General features: G+C 42.2%; 7 protein-coding genes and 1 pseudogene. 6 read left to right on the top strand and 2 right to left on the bottom strand.

The features are described from left to right. Positions 1-507 precede the first annotated feature (507 nt). The 3 genes and pseudogenes from BLR84_RS02365 to BLR84_RS02380 form a co-directional block, all read left to right on the top strand. Positions 508-1,401, top strand: a complete 894-nt coding sequence (locus tag BLR84_RS02365; RefSeq protein ID WP_176851925.1) for a glycoside hydrolase family 43 protein — start codon at positions 508-510, stop codon at positions 1,399-1,401. Positions 1,402-1,725: 324 nt separating this feature from the next. Further along, positions 1,726-3,720 (top strand): alpha-L-arabinofuranosidase C-terminal domain-containing protein, encoded by a 1,995-nt coding sequence (locus BLR84_RS02370; protein ID WP_090463777.1) that lies wholly within the window; start codon positions 1,726-1,728, stop codon positions 3,718-3,720. Positions 3,721-4,179: 459 nt separating this feature from the next. After that, positions 4,180-4,386: pseudogene (locus BLR84_RS02380) on the top strand (DUF6805 domain-containing protein); the annotation flags it as partial. Positions 4,387-4,875: 489 nt separating this feature from the next. On the opposite strand, the gene BLR84_RS02385 reads toward BLR84_RS02380, so the two are convergent. Together BLR84_RS02385 and BLR84_RS02390 are read right to left on the bottom strand one after the other, a co-directional pair. Further along, positions 4,876-6,720, bottom strand: coding sequence for a RagB/SusD family nutrient uptake outer membrane protein (locus tag BLR84_RS02385; RefSeq protein ID WP_090463783.1), 1,845 nt, complete (start codon positions 6,718-6,720; stop codon positions 4,876-4,878). Positions 6,721-6,733: 13 nt separating this feature from the next. Then, entirely contained in the window at positions 6,734-9,892 is a 3,159-nt protein-coding gene (locus BLR84_RS02390; protein ID WP_090463785.1) for a SusC/RagA family TonB-linked outer membrane protein, read from the bottom strand. A 952-nt stretch (positions 9,893-10,844) separates the two neighbouring features. Here BLR84_RS02390 and BLR84_RS02395 point away from each other — a divergent pair. The 3 genes from BLR84_RS02395 to BLR84_RS02405 all read left to right on the top strand — a co-directional run bounded on the left by BLR84_RS02395 (position 10,845) and on the right by BLR84_RS02405 (position 19,995). After that, positions 10,845-12,293 (top strand): glycosyl hydrolase family 28 protein, encoded by a 1,449-nt coding sequence (locus tag BLR84_RS02395; RefSeq protein WP_090463788.1) that lies wholly within the window; start codon positions 10,845-10,847, stop codon positions 12,291-12,293. Positions 12,294-12,476: 183 nt separating this feature from the next. Next, the gene (locus tag BLR84_RS02400) at positions 12,477-16,670 is read left to right on the top strand and encodes a two-component regulator propeller domain-containing protein (RefSeq protein ID WP_176851926.1); all 4,194 of its coding nucleotides are present in this window, start codon (positions 12,477-12,479) and stop codon (positions 16,668-16,670) included. A 217-nt stretch (positions 16,671-16,887) separates the two neighbouring features. Continuing rightward, positions 16,888-19,995 (top strand): SusC/RagA family TonB-linked outer membrane protein, encoded by a 3,108-nt coding sequence (locus BLR84_RS02405; RefSeq protein WP_090463794.1) that lies wholly within the window; start codon positions 16,888-16,890, stop codon positions 19,993-19,995. The last annotated feature ends 20 nt before the right edge of the window (positions 19,996-20,015 follow it).

Genomic DNA, 20,015 nt, shown 5'->3' on the forward strand with positions numbered 1-20,015 from the left:
ACGGGGGTAGTAATGACATCGTTATTGGTATCCACGTCCGAATGAATGGGGCGACTACAGGTAGCGTTTCGGATGCCTAAAGGCGTGCTGAGCTAAATGTTTTACCCGGTTCAATTTGAAGATCAGTTATGAATAGAGAATGCTCACCTGCACTTTCGTTCTGCCGGTGTCGTTAACCAGGTTTAATTGTTGAAATTACAATTGTATTCGCTCTTCTTTTAATGATAGTTTATATTCCTTCTTTAAGGTCCTCCTAATTCACTATGAGTGTAAAAATTGTCAATATGATCAGGGATTCGACTCCCGTTCACGAAGCGGTTCCGTGAAGAGTATGATGTTACCTTCATATCATGAATAGATATGCCCGGTTGCTTTTTAACTATGGTTATCAGGTCTGCAGATTTTTAAAACTAAATCAGGTGTTATGACCCGCCTGATTATATAAAGCTCATAAAAAACATGAAGAAAACAATCATTTTTGGGTTTTGTGTCTTTCGGGTATTAAGTGTGTCCTTTTTACACGCCCAACCAGCCATCGATACAACAGCAAAACAGTATTTCCTTTTTTCCTACTTTCTTAAACAGGACGCCGGCGTTAATCTTGCCGTAAGTACCAATGGCATAAACTGGGTTCCCGTTAACAAGGGAAATGTAGTGGCGACGGCACGGGTCGGCGAAAAGCTGGTCAGAGACCCGAGTATCAACCTTGGCCCGGACGGTGTCTACAGGATGGTCTGGACAACCGGTTGGAAAAGTAAGACCATAGGATATGCTGCCTCTAAAGACCCTGTACACTGGGGTGAAGAACAGGCAATACCGGTAGGCGCGGCAATCGACAGTACCACTAACTGCTGGGCTCCGGAAATTTATTATGACACAGAGCGAAGGAGATATATGATTTACTGGTCCTCGAACGTCGGCCCTTGGAAAAAAGGCGGGGAGGGCAGGATCTATTATGTGACCACCCCTGATTTTAAAACGTTCAGTAAACCTGAAGTTTTGTTCAGAAATGGCTTTCCGGCCGGAGGCGCGCCCGGAAATAAAGGGCCCATCGATGCTTTTATTTATAAGGACACAGAACACAGGTTCCTTTTGTTCTATAAAAAGGATGATAACTCAAAGGTTCCTACCATTTATTTCAGGGCTGGTGAAACGCCTGAAGGTCCGTGGGGAAACGAACATGGACCTGTAACTCCTTCAACCGGGGATGAAGGTCCCTCTGTAGTCCGGATCGGTGACCGTTATTGCCTGTTCACAGACCCATTTGAAAGCGACTTCGCCTATATGTTCGTATCTGCCGATCTCAAAACCTGGCAGCGGGAAGTTACCGACCTGAAAATGGCTCATGGTACGGTGATCGAAATACCTAAAAATGTGGCTTTGAGGCTGATCGGTCGATAATATCTATTGCTGGATATCATTCCAGATACATGCCCGGAAACGAATCAGTTAAAAATACGCAGGTATTTTAACAGGAAAGCAAGCAATGTGCGAAATTCAAAAACTTAGTTAGTGCTATATGTTCCCGGGTTAAATCGGAGCTCGCTTTTTACGGTGATGATCGCTTTGGAAAAGATATAAATTAATTGTTAAAAAAACAATTAATTATGCCAGAAATGCAAAAATGATTAATTTGTGTCGCCGATTATCAAATTTTTTTGGATTCAAGTAAACCAAGTATGCGCAATTACTTGGACTTAAATATGATGACATAACCAACGTTATATGAACCTTTTTAACAAAAACTTACTGTACCCTCTTTTATTAACTACCTTGCTGCCGGTAACCGGGCGGGCGCAACAGCACATATCCGTGCAGAGCCATATTGGCCAAAAGTCGGTGAAGCCGATCAGCAAGGATCTCTTTGGTGTTTTCTTCGAAGATTTGAGTTATTCGGCAGATGGGGGCTTATATGCGGAATTGATACAAAACCGGTCTTTTGAATACAGCCCGGGCGATAACAAAAAATGGAATCCGCTAAGTTTCTGGGATTACACGACGGAAGGTCACGGTTATGGAAAAATAACTGTCGAAAGTGCACAACCCATTGCTTCGGTTAACCCTCATTATATTGTTCTGGATATAGATGATCCCGGGACAGAAGGTGTTGGCATCACCAATAGTGGTTTCGACGGGATCGCCCTGCATTCAGGTGAAAACTATGATTTTTCTGTATATATCAAACTGATTACAGGGAGCCGGGTACCTGTTAAGGTGGAGCTTCGTGGCAAAAATGGCATTTCCTACGGCCAGTTTTCCTTTAAAACGGCCGGAAAAATATGGACGAAATATACCGGTTCGATTAAAGCACTTGCCGATGCTGATTCTGCGAAGTTAACAGTTCTGGCACTGGCCAAAAGTAAAATTGCCATTGACGAGGTTTCCCTTTTTCCCAGGAATACATTCAGGGGTGAAAAGAATGGGCTGCGTGCAGACCTGGCGCAGGCAATCGCCGACCTGAAACCTAAATTCATGAGGTTCCCGGGCGGCTGCCTTGTTCATGGGGATGGCCTTGACAATATGTACCGCTGGAAGAATACCATAGGCCCTGTAGAACTCCGCAGCCAGCAAAGGAATATCTGGCATTACCACCAGAGTTATGGTCTTGGTTTTTTTGAGTATTTCCGCTTCTGTGAAGATATTGGTGCTAAACCTTTGCCGGTTGTTGCGGCGGCCGTGAGTTGTCAGAATTCGGGAGGGGTAGGGGGAACTGGTCAGAAGGCCTTGCCACCGGCGGATATGAAATCATATATCCAGGATGTCCTCGATCTTATTGAATACGCTAATGGGCCGGTAACTTCGAAATATGGCGCAAAAAGGGCTGCAGCGGGCCATCCTAAACCCTTTAACCTGCAATATATCGGTATCGGCAATGAAGATAAACAAACCGCCGATTTCAGGGACAGGTTTAAAATTATTTATGACGTGGTGCGTGCAAAATATCCGGCAATTATAATAGTTGGTACAGTTGGCCCCTTTCCTTCGGGCGAAGATTACGACCTGGGCTGGAAATTTGCAGACAAATTGAACGTTCCTGTTGTTGACGAACATTTTTATCAAAAGCCGGCCTGGTTCCTGAACAATAATAACCGCTACGATGGGTTCCGGCGGCCAAAATCAAAAGTTTACATTGGAGAATATGCCTCATGGGGCAACAACCTGATCAATGCATTATCCGAGGCTGCATTCATGACCGGTCTTGAAAGGAATGGCGACATTGTTAAAATGGCGTCATACGCCCCTTTGTTAGCCAATCTTTCGCATGTCTCGTGGAACCCTGATCTGATTTATTTTAATAATAAAACCCTTTTCCGGACAGCCAATTATTTTGTTCAGCAAATGTTTTCTGCCAATCAGGGGGACATTTATCTATCCGATGTGATTAAATTTAGATTGCCTGCCGCCCAAACAGATTCAACGCTCGCGGCTTCTTGTGTAAAAGACAGCGGTACAGGGGATATCATATTGAAGATTGTAAATGCGGGGGGAAAGGAAGCGAATACAACAATAGACCTTGCCGGGTTGAAAATCCAACAAAGAAATGCTACCCTCGAGTTATTGAAAGGTGCGCCTTCAGATAAAAATTCCATCAGTGGTCCTGACGTGGTGCGATCAGTAAAAAAGGATATCGGATCGTCCGAACTTGAAAATTATGTAGCACCACCTTTTTCCCTGAGTGTGATCCGGCTTAAAACTGAAAAAACAACCGGCCATGACTGAAATGGGACCGGTTAGCCAACTGTAAGACAGTCTCCCTTGTTGAAAAATAGCTGGATTGCGAGGGAAGGTCTGCCCCGGATCAGCGGATTTTTCCGCCTTTAGTTCTTTAGACAGCAATGGCCGGGATCACTTGAACAACCAATCTGGCCCCCAAAAGAATTATGAAATATTCCTATCAATTTAAGATTGCAACAGTCGTTCTTTTGTTCCTTTCAGTAGCGGGAAAAAACCTGTATGCACAGAACAAGAATGGTCGTAGCCATGTTTTATGGGAAACAGGTACCTGGGTGTCCGACAATGGCAATGGTACTTTTACAAATCCCTTTTTTTATGAGGAGTTCTCCGATCCGGATATGATCAGGGTTGGTAATGATTACTACCTGACCGGACAACCATGCATACCATGTCGGGCCTTCCCGTTCTGCACTCGACAGACCTCGTGATTTCGGGACAGAACGTAATCATAAGTTGTCCATTTTAGTAAACGACAGGGAACTGAAAAAAGTCGATCATATCAATGCTAAACAGGATTCCTTTTTTACGTTGGCTTATGACCTCCCCGGTGGTTTGGATTACGCTGGTGATCTATCCATCAACGTTAAATTCCTGGCGGAAAAAGGGTCGGTCGCCGGTCCTGTATACGAGATCCGTTTGTTGAAAAATTGATCGCAGAATTTTCATGTTGGCCGGTGCCGGTTTCCCTGCCCCACATGAAAGTTCTGTTACAATAGGAATACGACTCAAATCGCAGCGAAAGCCGTAATTTATAATCGCAATGATAAATGGAATTATGGTATCTGAATGAGCAGCTATGTCGATACCCAAATAACATTGCAGAGATTGACCTGAGTCCATTGATTCTATGGGAAGACTAAGAGGAAACGTCTCAAATTCGATCTTGTCAAAACATCAATATATCACTGATATTCTGGTATTTGTTGATCAAACAATGGCGCAAGTTCGTATTGGTAATCTGCCCTTAATATATTTAGTCTTTATAAATTCAATACTGCATTGATAATCCGAACAGGTTCGCTGGATGAGGAGATGGAGTAGCAAGGGCCTGTGTTTGATTATATGGGCTTGAAATCCTGAATAATGGATATAAAATCAAATAACAAAAGGCTGTATCAGTTATAATACAGCCTTTTGTTTTTAATAACCTGGATTTTGCACGATGTTCGGATTTAGAGAACGCTGATCATTTGGAATGGGCAGCAGATAATGCATCCGTTTAAAATTCCGGTTACTGGCCGGGTCCAGTATGACCGCGCCAGTTTGATTATCGATACCGTAAACAAATTTAGCCGGATTATAGATCGGGCTCTGGGTAATGGGATTCGTGCCGGTCGCGGTTTCAGTCGGTTGGCCGTTGTATTGCACAACCATACCCTCGATTGGCTTATTCAATTCTGTTTCGGCTATGCCCCACCGTTTCAGGTCATCAAAGCGGCTGTTTTCCAGGTAAAGCTCAAGTGCACGTTCCCTTCTGATCTCCCCCAGCATGGTAAGACTTGCGTATGGGGCAATTAAGGCGTTGGTAAGCGGGGCAACCGCGTTACGTGCCCTGATTTTGTTAATCGATATGTTCAGATCTGCATCTGAAATAGAACCTCCGCCCAACTCACATTTTGCTTCCGCGTAAATCAGATAGACTTCCGCAAGGCGTATTTGGGGATAATCATAAGATTCCTGGTAATCGGCCCTTGTTGATTCTTCAGAACAGAATTTACGATTCGGGTAACCGCCGTTTATATTCGTATATAGGTCCGGATAGTAAGGCTTTATGATAGCCGGAAAATTAAATGTCGTAATATAATTAGCCAAATTATAATTTGCTCCGGTCGTTGAACCAAATCCCCAATATTTCTTTTTAGGTATAACGACTAGGCTGCGTAATCTCCATTCACGGTTTTCAAATTCGTCCGTCATTTTTGCGTACCCTTTAGCCAGTGGGGACACCGTAAAAGGAAGCCCATCCGTGCAAAGATACATATCCATCATTTTCCTGGAAGGTCCCCAACCTACTAAAGTGTGGGTTAAGTTAGCGTTGCCTTGTAAAAGCGTATAGTCATAGTGGCTTGATAGGAGATATTCTTTATTAGCTGTTTTGGTCAATCCTTTCGGGTTTGAATTGGCATCATCGAGGTTGAACATGTAATAATAACTCAATGTGTCTACTCCATTGAACAACGAATAGGTATTGTCTGTCATTACCTGGGAGGCTAAGTTAGCAGCCTGCGTAAGCCATGTTGTTGTACTGTCGGCCTTTTTCTGGTTTTGAGCCCAGTCAGTAGAGGTACTAACGTACTTCTCCCAGGTCGCCTCATAAAGCAGCACACGTGCTTTAAAAGCTTTGGCTGCTTGCTGACTTACTTGTCCTTTATCTGCTGCTGCAATGGATGCCTCTAATGGCAAGCCTGCGATAGCAACATCGAGGTCCTTAAAAATCTGATTTGCTACTTCGTAGCGCGTGTTTCTCGGTGCCTGAAGGTCAGCTGAATTTACATTCAGTACTTTGGTCGCCAGTGGTATTCCGCCAAATCTCTTCAAAAGCAAAAAATGGTGCCAGGCGCGAAAGAAATAAGCTGCCGCCACATATTGTTTGATCGCTGCCTTGTCACCGGTGTAATTATCCGCTGCTTCGATCAATACATTATTGGCACGGATATAGGCATAGGTATTTAACCAGTAAATATCGGTCTGCGGTGTCGATACTGCACCTTGACCGTAAGTGCTGATTGCTTCTGTCAAATCGGAGCCTGCGTCCATGAAATCGTAAATATTACTATTTCCGGCACCCTGAACATCGGATTTTACAGGACGAAAGCCTATCATTTTATTGTAAAAATCATTGGAAAATGATTTGAACTGGGCCGCATTCTGAAAGAACGAGGCTGTCGTAGGCTGGTCGATCGGGTTCAGATCCAAAAATGTCTTTTTGCATGCGCTTGCTGAAATAATCAGGAATAGCGCTATTATATAGTTTAAATTTTTCATTTATCCACAATATTTAAAATCCAACTTCCAGGCCGAATGTATATGTTCTGATGAAAGGATAGCTGCTGTCAGACGAGGTTCCTCTTTCCGGATCAAAGCCGTCCTTAACAGATGAGAATGTCAGCAAGTCGTTCCCGGAAACGTATGCCCGCACCCGCTTTATGCCTAATTTGTCCATCCATTGTTTTGGTAGGGTATATCCGATGATCATATTTTTCAGTCGAACATAACGGAGAGTTTCCATGTTTGCGTCATTAACTGCCCAGTTCCAGTTATTCCGGTTACTGTCAAATGATAACCTCGGGTACAGGGCATCGGTGTTATCCGGTGTCCATGTTTTTCCAATATAATACGTATTGATATTTAAGTAATTGCGAAAGAATGGAGCTCTGCCATTCCCGCCACGCAATAAATTTTGTTTAAGTACTCCCTGGAAGAAGGCGGAAAGGTCGAAATTTTTCCAGCGTATACCAAGATTTGTACCGAATGTATAGTGGGGATCAGCATCACCTGCAAAATACAGGTCACTTGTATTCAAAACACCGTCACCGTTCAAATCAACAACGCTTAGGTCGCCTGCACGCAGTTTACTATTTCCGGTCATGGAGCCAAGGTTGCCAGTGGTGCTCGCGGTGTATTTCGCGGTATAGGCATCTGCGGCAGCCTGTGTTGGGAATACCCCATTCGTTTTGTAAAGGAAAAGTGAATTGAGCGGATATCCTTGTAAAGGAAGGTTTTGTCCGGGTGCGATGGCAGTTGCGCCGGTTCGCTTCACCAAAAGGTTTTTGTTGTTGCTTAAATTCAGGCCGATATTGTAGGAAACCTCGCCAATTTTATCACGCCAGTTGAGCGTTGCTTCAAACCCGCGTACCCTGAGGTTGCCTGCATTGCTTGGGGGCGCATTTGCACCTAATACGCCAGGATAAATCAAGCTGAGGATTAACCCTGTGTTTTTACGTTCGTATACATCAAAGGATCCGCTAAGCTTGTTGCTGAATAAGGTGAAGTCAACTCCTATATTTTTGTTCAGCATCCGTTCCCAGGTCAGCTCGACATTGTATATATTGGAGATTGAGTTGGTACCCTGTACGGCGGCTGTACTACCGAATATTGCGGTTCCGGCGCCAATGCCGGATACATAGTTGAAAGCGCCAATTGCACCATTTGTGCTTGATAAGCCATTCGTGCCGCCCCCGAGTCCGCCGGTTTCTCCATAGCCCGCACGCACCTTAAGGTAGTTCACAAACTTTAATGGCTTCATGAAACTCTCTTCTGATAAGGCCCACCCGGCCGAAACGCCGTAAAAGTTTTGCCGACGATGATCAGCATCGAAGCGGGAAGAGGCATCACTACGGCCAATCAGTTCCAGAAGATAGCGTTTATTATAATCGTAGTCAAAACGTCCAAGGTACGATGTTAGCCCTACCTTAACGTCTGAGCTGTTATTGGTCGCGTTTACCGGGGTCGCGGTATTCAAATCGTAAAGGCCCGGGTATAACAGGCCTGTGCGCCCAGCGCCCAAAACCCTGTCTTCCTGAAGCTCGGCAGTACTGCCTAATGTAACTGCCACATTGTGCTTTTGCGCGAAGGTCTTATTGTAATCTGCGAGGACACCGAAGTTGTTATAGATGGTATTTGTGATCGTTTCCCCTACGAAAGCTGGATTATAAATGGTTGAAGTTACACGGTCTCCGGTCCAGCTGTAAAGATTATAAGTTTGATTATATTCGTTTTTCATGCCGTCACGTTTGGTGATTGCTGCTGTTCCGCTTATTGTTAAACCGTCAATGATATTTGCCGAGAGCCGGGTGTTGAAACGAAAGAAGTTGTCCGTATTCCTGATACGACCACCTGCCTGCGTCATCGCGACCGGGTTGCGGTAACCATAATCATCATAGTAATTACCAACGCTGTTGTAGACGGGAAAAATGGGGGCATCAAAAAAGCCTGCTCCGACGCCATTTCTGGGGCTTTTTACTGTTCTTGTATCGTACGCGATACCTGATTGCCATTTTACTTTTTTAGAGATCTGGTAATCATAGTTAAAGCGGGCATTATATTTTACTTCGCCGTCATAAGCTGTTTTAAGAACGGACTTATTGTTCGAATATCCCAAAGATGCTGCATAACCTGTATTATCTGTTGAACCCGTGAGCGAGAGATTCTGTAATTGTGAATTTGAATTTCCGTAAAGTGCCCTTTGCCAGTTATTATCACCATAATGCGATACCAATCCGCTTGGCTGTGTATAATCAAATGATTCTCCGTTTGCCATTCTCTGCAGGTTGGCAAGTGTCCATTGCGGAAGATACTGGATTGGGGTGCCAGACGCATCGACCCTGTCCTGCATTGATGTTTCAAGATAAAGGCTGGCCCACTGCATCATATTGGCCCAGGGAACTGTTTTAGCAACCGTGTTTATGCTATAACTTGGATTGTAATTAATCCGAGGTTTTCCCTTGCCTCGTTTGGTTGTGATCAATAATACACCTCCCTGCGCACGTGCACCGTAAATTGCAGCAGATGCATCTTTAAGTGCGGTGACTGATTCAATGTCATTAGGATTTAAAGTGCTGATCTCAAAATCTGCTACAGTCGGCACACCGTCAATAATGATCAGCGGTGAAACAGCCGAAGTGGACGATTCCCCGCGTAGCCTGATGGTCAAATTTTCATTGCCCGGCCTGGGTGAGTTTCTGGTAACTACCAAACCCGGAATCTCTCCCTGCAGCGCAAGTGCCACGTTGGGTACCGGTCTGTCTTTGAACACTTCAGATCCGACTTGGGAGATCGCACCCGTTAATGTTTCTTTTTTCCTGGTGCCGTAGCCGACTACGATTACCTCGTTGAGGTCATTCGGCACAGCGCTAAGGCTGATATGCATAATCGTTTTGGGATCCGCTTCAATTTCTAAAGGACTGAAGCCCAAATAACTGATTTGGAGGATCTCACCCTGTGAAGCGGCAATTTTGAAGTTGCCTTTCACATCTGTCGCAACTGCTGTTGATGTGCCCTTTACCTTTACTGTGGCACCGATAATTGTTTCATGCGTCTTTGCGTCGGTGATTTGTCCCGACACTGTCGACTGGCCGAAGCCGCGAAAACTTACCAATGCCAGCAGTATGGTAAATAGCGCTGCAAACGCTTTGTAATTAAGTACTGCTTTTCTCATAATTTATTGAATGTTTAATTAATTGGTTGTGCTAATTATTGAAAACTGCTCTTCGGAGGATGGGAGGCCGTCGCTACTAAATTCCGCATGGTTTGGCAGTGAGGACTTACCCACAATGACCATACTTAATCATCCAGTTGGTATTTTAAACGGATACTTTTTTGTCGTGAGAATCTCGGATACCCGCACCAGGTGGCTTCTTGGTTTTAAATGGCTCATTGTTTAAGTTTTAATTATCAGGAATATGATTGTGAAAAGCCGGAATTGCGTTTCTTTAAACTAAGGACATGATTTAAATAATGTCATACTCATATTATTAAAATTTTTATCGAAAAAACATGCAGATCTGCCTTTTCCAACAATCACCAAGGCCCTTCGATATTACCAGGTAGCATTGACCAGGCTATCGTTTAAAGGCAGGGCCACTTGGTCAGTAAGCAGTTAACGGGCTTTGAATTTAGTACTTAACGAACCTCAATTAAATGGAAAGTGCTAGACGATACAACTTTTATAATAGGGATTATAATGGAGAAAAAATAAGTGTTTTGAATGCCCCTGCTGCTCATGCCGGAATGCAACTTTTTGCAACAAATCCTGAATACTGGTTTCGTTTATCTTGAATATTTAAACACCCGGGTATACCCCGAGACTCAAATGCACTGCTTTATAATTGGAGCCGATTTTGATCTGATCAGGCAGGCCGCCATTAGGTAATATAAGAGCGCGAAATATTTATACTCAAAAAAATACAAGTAAAATTCTAATCGCTTTAAAATAAAACATACGCGTACCTCAAATCGAAAGATTCAAAATGTAACTGAAATAAATTGGAAATATAACGACCTGGTTTTACGGGCTGAAAGCTTCGTTAAGTAAGAATTGCTTGTTTGAGTATCCCGAATGTTTCTTCTTGTCTTTCACGAAAAGCAGTAAGCGCTGTTCCTAATATTTTATGAAACAAATTAGAACGTATCGAACATTCGGACAATTTTTATGTATTATATGCTTTCTGCTTGTGTTTGTAAGCCGCGGACGAGCTGAGAATAAGCTCAAAGCCTATCCGGCTCCTGTTGGTATCGCCCAAAATCAATCCTTTACAGTGCGTGTAAGAGTTCCCGGCGGAAAATGGCAGGATCTGCCCGCATATCTCATTAAAGTTGATAGGGTCATCGGCACTCAACATCAGCAACAGGCTTCATCAATGGCCTATTTCGATTTCTCTGGTGAGGTTGAGGTTTCCGTTACCTTCAATAAAGGCCCGGTCAAGACCGCGAGAATCAGGCCGCTTTCTTATGGTATTCAACATGATTTGAAAAACCGGACGATTTTTTTCAAATTGAAAAAACCGGCCAATCTATCAATAGAAGTTAATGGCGATATTTTCGGTAACCTTCAGCTTTTTGCAAATCCAATAGAGGAAAATATACCCGCGCCAAACGATACAAATGTGATCTACTTCGGTCCGGGATATCACCAGATAGCTGGAGGGAAGTTAAAAGTTCCTGCTGGAAAGACCGTATATATCGCCGGCGGGGCGGTGGTAAGCGGCCAGATATTAATCGAAAAGGTTAGTAACGTTAAGATACAGGGAAGGGGTATGCTCGAACAGGCTGCCGGCAAAGGGGTTAGAATTGCCTGGTCTAAGAATGTAGAGGTAGACGGTATTATTTCCAGTCAGTGCTTCACCGGAGGTTCGAAAAATGTCATGATCAACAATGTAAAAGCAATCAGCTACTGGCGGTGGGGAGACGGGATGAATGTTGTTTCAAGTAAAAACGTCGTATTCGATGGGGTATTTAATAGAAATTCGGATGATTGTACAACGGTCTATGGTTCCCGTGGAGAATTCAAAGGCGGCTGCAAAAACGTAATAATGAAAAATTCGACACTTTGGGCTGATGTGGCCCATCCGATACTGATCGGTACGCACGGCAGCACAACAGACCCTGTAGTTCTTGAAGAACTGACTTATCAAAACCTGGATATATTGGATCATATGGAAGGTCAATTAGATTACCAGGGATGCCTGAGTTTAAACGCAGGCGATAGCAATCTGATCAGAAATGTCAGTTTCGACAATATTCGGATTGAGGATTTTCGGCATGGGCAATTGCTTAATCTGCGTGTGTTTTTTAATAAAAAATATTGTACATCACCAGGAAGGGGCATAGAAAATGTTACGTTCAAAAACCTAAGTTACAATGGCAACAACGCAATGACGTCAATAATCGCCGGCTACGATGATCTCAGGAATGTCAAAAATGTGGTATTCGAAAATCTTCGCATTAATGGAAAACTGATAACTGATAAAATGCCGGGTATGCCGGGATGGTACAAAACATCAGATATGGCAGGCATCTTTATCGGCGAACATGTGGAGAATGTCTCGTTCAGGAAATAGCCGGCTGATTGATATTGTTACGCTTATATGAAAAGTGATACAAAACACACATGGCCGGGAGAATTGCAGCCTGATGTATGTGCTATATGATTGACCGTGATAGGTGTATTGATTTAATTATCAGATTACTTCAATTAACCAATTACTCCTCTGGAATGTTAACTTTATGGTTTAATAATGATCATGAACTGGAGAGTAATCGTTCAAACCTTTGCGAGGGCAGGCATTATATTTTTTTTTACTCTTTCCGGAAAGATGGCTGTAAATGCCCAGCAAAACCCTTTAAGGTTTTCTTATCTGACTGTTGATGATGGACTATCGCATACGGACGCTAAAGAGATTAAACAGGATAGGCTTGGATTTATCTGGATTGCTACCTTGTTTGGATTGGATAGGTATGACGGACATGCTATCAAAAGGTTTTATAATAACAGTGTCCCAAAGAGTAATTCCTTCAAGAACCGGATCAGAAGCATGTGCCTTGATGAAAATGACAGAATTTGGTTAGGTTCAGAAGATGGTATTCAATTCTTTGACCCCCAATCAGAGAAATACACGGATGTTGATAACGTACAGCACAATACCGGCAATAAAACCTACACCCGATTGCTTGCTTTAAAAAGTAATTTGTTAGCCACTCTTGCAGAAGATCAATTCAGGTTATTTAAAATAAGCGGTAAAACTTTAGTAGATATTTCCTTAAACTATCCACGTGGCATCAGATATACTGATATGACCCTTGATAACGCAGGTAATATCTGGTTATCAAGCAATCGTGGTGCCTGGGTATTGGATCGTTCGTATCATTTCTGGCATTTTGATATTATTGATGGTGTAGGGCGTTACTTCAATAATTTAAGTAAAGTATTTCTTAACCGCAAAAATCAGGTGTTGGTTGTGCAAGGTACAACCATTGTTTTAGCTAAGGAAAACAGCCGGGAATTGTTGTCGTCACTAGGTGCACCGGCTTTAAAAATACACTCCTTTCAACATTTTCTGATCCCGGGCTGTTCATTTATCAATGATATTATACAGGACAAAAAGCTGAATTATTGGGTTAGTACCGATGCCGGGCTATTTTTATTGGATAAGGCGTTTAATTTAAAACAAACTATTACCACGCAGAGTTTTGTCAAAAGCTTGAATACCAATTACCTGGATAAAATATTTATTGACCGTTCTGAATGTTTATGGGTATGCACTTTTGGCGGTGGAGTTGATTTTTGCGATCTGAATGCGAAACTGTTTTATACCTTTCAGCATAACCCAGAGGTTCCTAATACTTTGTCAGGGAATCACATCAGATCAATAGTGGAGGAATCCGGTCAAAAGGTTTGGATAGGTACCAATGCCGGCGGTTTGAATGAGTATGATCTTCATACTGGAAAATTCACCCGTTATAATGCTGAAAACAGCGCGGTAAAACTGAAAAGCAATGAAATTGATGCTTTGGAATTAGACAATGACCACAATTTATGGATAGGGACTGATAAAGGTATTGATATCGTTAACCAAAAACGCAATAGTTTGTGGCACCCTGCCGGTTATGCAAAATTTCCGGTCCATTCCATTGCCAGTTTAACAAAGGATTGTTATGGTAATATGTGGTTTGGCAGCTATTATAATGGGTTTGGCTGTATAAGCCAAGATAAAAAAAACCTATACCGGGTTAAATATTGGGGTTCGGGCTCGGGTTACCTGATATGGGCAGACAAAAGCAAACCTGAATTACTTGTTTCAAGTATACATGGTCTTACACGGCTGGTTATTGATAGCTCAGGCCATGTTATCAAAACTTTCCACTACCAGGTAAATAGCCGGCCTAATTCTTTGAGCTCCAACTATATTTTTCCTATACAAAAACAAAGTGACAGTTCATACTGGGTGGGTACCATAGGTGGCGGTCTGGACTATCTGGTGTTAAAAAAGGATAACACCTATCGGGTAAAAACGTACGGCAGCCGGTATGGTGTATTTAATGATGTGGAAACCATTGAGCTGGATGATAAAGGCCGAGTATGGATGGGTGGTAATGGGTTGGAATGTTTGGATGCTGGCAATAACAAATTGGTAAGGTTTGATAAAAATGATGGTTTACAGGGAAATAGTTTTAAAGTAGGCGCATCCTATAAGGGTAAAGACGGAAGATTGTATTTTGGAGGGATCAACGGCCTCAATTATTTTTTTCCGGATAGTATTAAAACAAACAAAATAGCAGCCCATCCTGTATTTACTGATCTCATCGTCAATAGTAAAAGAGTGGTAGTAGGTGAGGAGAGGACTTCGGAAATTATATTGGAAAAATCAATAAGTTATAGCAACAGGCTTAATCTGAATTACCTTCAAAACAATTTTGTAATCTCTTTTTCTGCTATGCATTATGCAAATCCGCAGAAGTGCAGGTACCGGTATAAACTGACAGGATTTGATAAAGATTGGAAATTTACGAATGGCAATAATCCTACAGCCGCATATAACAATCTTGATTATGAAGATTATTCCTTAATAGTAGAAGCAACTAACAATGATGGGGTTTGGAGCAAAGACAAAGCCATTCTCTCAATTATTGTTACTCCTCCCTGGTGGAAATCAACCATGGCCAAAATTATATATTTTATACTAGCTCTTTCTGGATTGGTTGGCATCTATGTTTATCAGGCCCGGTGGTACAGGCTAAAAAGTGAGCTTGCCGTACGTGATGTGGAAGAAAAGAAACGCGAAGAGATGCATCAGCAAAAAGAAGAGCTTTATCAACAGCAATTGCATTTTTTTACCAATATATCGCACGAATTCAGGACGCCGTTAACTTTGATAATTGGCCCTTTAGAAAGTTTAATTAAAGAAAATACCTATACCGCTTATCAGCATACCTACCAGATCATGTACCGGAATGCTAAAAGGCTGATCAACCTGATCAATGAGTTGATGAATTTTCGCAAAGTGGCAGACAGCGCCGTTAAGCTCCGGGTAACCCGGATAAGCCTCAGTGGGTTTATCAACGCCCTGTTTGATGAATTTGAGGAGCTGGCCGATAATAAACACATAGCCTATACTTTAAAACTTGCAGAGCAGCACACATCAATTTGGCTTGACCAGCAAATTGTTGAAAAAATACTATTTAACCTGTTAAACAACTCATTTAAATATACGCCCGCCGGAGGTGGTATTACCCTTGATGTTTTTTTTGCTTTTGATGATTTCAAACCGGCTTATGATGCCGGATACCGTTTGTTAAATGAACATCGTGCCGGCTCATATATATACTTCAGAGTGGCAGATACAGGTATTGGCATTTCAAAAGAATCAATTAGTCAGATATTTGACCGTTATTACCGGATCAGTAATAACCACCTGGGTTCAGGTGTGGGACTTGCACTGGTGAAAAGCTTAACATTATTGCACAAAGGCGATATTTATGTTTACAGTGAGCGTTATAAAGGGACTGAAATTATTATAGCGCTTCCGCTTGGCGCGGTAAATTATTCACAGGCTGAAAGAAATGCGCATAATGCAGGTCAAGCAGTAACTATGCTGGAGAAAGTTGACCATACAGAGATTCTTATGCCCGCTCAGTCTGAGATACCAGTGCAGGAAACCAAAATGAAAACTGCTGCTAAGCAACATATTTTGCTGGTTGAAGATAATGATGAGCTCAGATCTTTTTTAAAGGATGTGTTACAGCCGCACTATTTGGTATATGAAGCGGTTGACGGGAAACAGGGACTTGACCTCGCTATTGAAATAGTTCCGGATTTAATAATAAGCGACGTGATGATGCCGGTTATGAATGGCGTTGAGCTATGTAAACAGATAAAGGAGAAATTTGAAACAAGCCACATCCCTTTTTTGATATTATCAGCAAAGGACGCTTTGGAAGCCAGGCTGGAAGGGCTGGAATCTGGCGCCGATTATTATTTTTCCAAGCCGTTAAGTACCGATTTGCTGTTGTTAACTATACATAACCTGTTTGAGCAAAAGCAAAAGCTAAAAATAAAGTACACGCAGGATTATTATGCAGAAGCTACCGAATTGGTACATTCGGCTAAAGACAAAGCATTTTTAGATAAATTAATTAAGCTGATTGAAACTAATATTCAAACACCGGAACTGGACGTAGATTTCATTTGCCGCCACATGTTTACAAGCCGCTCCAAGCTTTATCAAAAAATAAAAAGTATTTCAGACCAGTCTATCAATGAGTTTGTGAGAACTATCAGATTGAAAAAAGCCGCTTATATCATGACCCACGAAGATGTAACCCAAATTGAGCTTATTGAACGTATCGGGATACTGAGTGTTTCATACTTTCAAAAAGCATTCCGAAAAGAGTTTGGAAAAACGCCATCTCAGTTTATAAAAGAAGTTAAAACAGGTTAGTCAATACTTTAAATAGCTAAAAAGCCTCATAATGCTCATTATGGGGCTTTTTTAGGTTATTTGAGCGCATAATATGGACGTTACAGCGCACTCACCTGCTTGTTTTTTCTATTCATTTGTATCAACCAATTGTTATATCCCGCCTCCTTGAGTTGACTGATTTAGCTGGCATGGATGGTAACGTTCGATAACCTAATTATTTACAAAATTATTTATTATGAGTAAAAACTTACATTCCATTAATGGGGCTTTACCCATTACATTACCGCTGAATATTGATTCCGGGCAAGTGTTTCGGCGAGGAAAGCTGGTAGCTTTATTTGTCCTGTTATTTGCGTTCCATTCATTTATTGCCGGTGCCCAAACATCGAGCGTTTCCGGTATTGTAAAAGATGAAAAAGGAATTACGCTACCCGGGGTAAGCGTAGGGGTAAAAGGCACTACAACGGGGCAGGTCACCGATAATGCCGGCCATTATTCAATTAATGTGGCATCAGCAAATGCCACGCTGGTGTTTTCGTACATCGGATATATAAAACGAGAAGTCGATATCAACGGTCGGTCTACGGTTAACGTAAAGCTGTTGCCAGATAGTAAAAACCTGTCAGAAGTGGTTGTTATCGGTTACGGCACGCAAAAGAAATCTGATGTAACCGGTTCCCTATCCAGCCTGTCATCCAAAGAATTTAAGGATCAACCGGTTACCCGTGTTGACCAGGCTTTACAAGGCAGGGTTGCCGGGGTGCAGGTGGTTAGCAATTCCGGAGCACCCGGTGGTGATGTTAAGATCAGGGTGAGAGGTTCCAATTCGATACTTGGGGATAACAATCCGCTGTATGTTATTGATGGTTTCATAGGCGGCGATTTTAACAACCTGAACCCTGATGATATTGCAAATATTGAAGTTTTGAAAGATGCATCGAGCACCGCAATTTACGGTAGCAGGGGAGCAAATGGCGTAGTTTTAATTACCACCAAAAAAGGAAATGCTGAAAAGCAGGAAATAACCCTTACACCCATATTTTATTCATCAAGGGTTATCAAGAAAATGGATCTGCTAAGTGCGGCTGATTTTGCTACCACGGTAAATGCCCGAAATACGGCTCTTGGTATATCACCTTATTTTACCCAGGCGCAGATAGATAATTTCAGGGTTACTGGCGGAACTAACTGGCAGGATGAAGTTTTCAGGACAGCGCCCGGACAGGAATATAAATTAGGCTATTCAGGTGGCAATGCCAAAACCCAATTCTTTATTTCAGGAGATTATCTGAATCAGGATGGTATAGTTATCAACTCAAACTATAAACGGTATGCCCTAAGGTCAAATATTAATTCACAGTTTTCTGATAAGTTATCCACCCGGCTTAACATTTCAGCCATACGAAGAGAAACCCTGAATACAAATAATCAGGGTACCGGTGGCTCTGTTAACCAGGCTTTGGCATGGGCACCCACTACACCGGTAAGGACAGCCGCCGGAACATATACCATTGTAGATCCGCTGGGCTCTATTCGTTATAATCCGGTTGCTTTGGCAAACGACGTGGAAAATATCGTCGACAACTCTAATGTAACTTTAAACGGAGGTGCGAATTACCATTTTTTCAAGGACCTTTCATTAGACGTAAGTTTTGGTGTAGATTATCAAAATATTCAGGGAAAAAATTATTCCGGACCATCTGTCACCAATAACATTCCAAACGCCAGCCGCACATCTACAGAATTGTTCAATTTACAAAATACCAATACCTTAAACTATTCGCACCTGTTCAACAACGTACATAGCTTAAATGTAACCGCGGTATTTGAGCAACAAAAATATACCTCAACGGGATTTAGCGCCAATGCTAATAGCCTTACGTTTGCCAACCTGGGCTATGATAACCTTGCCTTATCTACTACACAATCGGCAGGTTCTGCTTATTCAGGATCAGCTTTAATCTCTTATTTAGGCCGGGTAAATTATGCTTATAAAGACAAATATTTGCTGACCGTTTCTGTCAGGCGGGATGGATCTTCAAAGTTTCAACCCACTAACCAGGAAAGTACCTTTCCATCAGTGGCTTTAGGCTGGAAGCTTTCTGAAGAGCCCTTTATTAAAAAATTGAATCTTTTTGATACATTTAAAATCAGGGGCAGTTGGGGTTTAACGGGTAGCCAGGCCATTAACCCTTATGCTACGCTTTCAACCTATCTTAGCGATGCCTTTTCTGCTGCCAACAGTTTTAACAATACGTCGGTTTCTTCAGGGATTGTACTGGGTAATGCCGCCAATCCTTTTCTGAAATGGGAAACAACACAAGCAGAAGACGTGGGCTTAGACCTGTCATTATTTAACAACAGATTGAGTTTTACAGCCGATGCCTATATTAAGAATACCAGGGACCTGCTTTTATCCCTTCCGTTGCCTGCCTATGCCGGTGGAGGGAACATTATCAGTAATGTAGGGAAAATGAAAAACAGCGGGCTTGAATTTAACATTGGTGGTACACCTGTACAATCAGGTAAGTTTACCTGGTCGAGCTCATTTAATATAACGTTTCAAAAAAATCTTGTTAAAAGCTTAGGTACATTAGCCAGTGTGTTTTCAGACAAAAGTGTTGCAAACGCAGGTGCGGGCCTGTCAACCCAACCTGAATTTATTATTAAACCCGGTTATGCGCTTGGGTCATACTGGGGATTGAAATATTTGGGAACCTGGAAACCAAATGAGGCTGCCGAAGCTGCCAAATATGGCAATAAGCCGGGTGATTCACACTATCAGGATCTGAACGGGGACAATGCGATAAACGGTAGTGATTTTCAGATCATCGGAAACGGTACGCCTAAACAATCGCTGGGTTGGAATAATACCTTTACTTATGGTGATTTCTCAGTAAATATATTTGTACAGTCGTTATTAGGTTTTAGTAAGCTTGATTACACTTATGCCAGTTCCATAACCGCTAATGCAGATGCCAAGCAAGCTACCAACGTAGGGGTTTTGAACAGGTATATACCCGGTGTTAATGAAACATCAAATATACCTGCATTCAGTTCAACCAATACAGACTATTTTGAATCGAGCCGTTTTTTGGAGAACGGAAACTTTGTAAGGCTAAAGAACTTGAATATTTCTTATCACCTGCCAAAAGGAACTATTAAAAATGTGGACCTTAAGCTATTTATAGGTGCAACCAATTTATTTACCATAACCAAGTATAAAGGATTTGATCCGGAATCCACTAACGCGGGTTCGGGTTCGGATGTTACCCAAAGCATTGACTTTGGTTCTTATCCTAACTCGAAGACATTTAATGTGGGCGCGATATTCAAGTTTTAAACTTATAGAAAAGATAAATT

This window comes from Mucilaginibacter sp. OK268, from assembly GCF_900103125.1.
Classification (GTDB): domain Bacteria; phylum Bacteroidota; class Bacteroidia; order Sphingobacteriales; family Sphingobacteriaceae; genus Mucilaginibacter.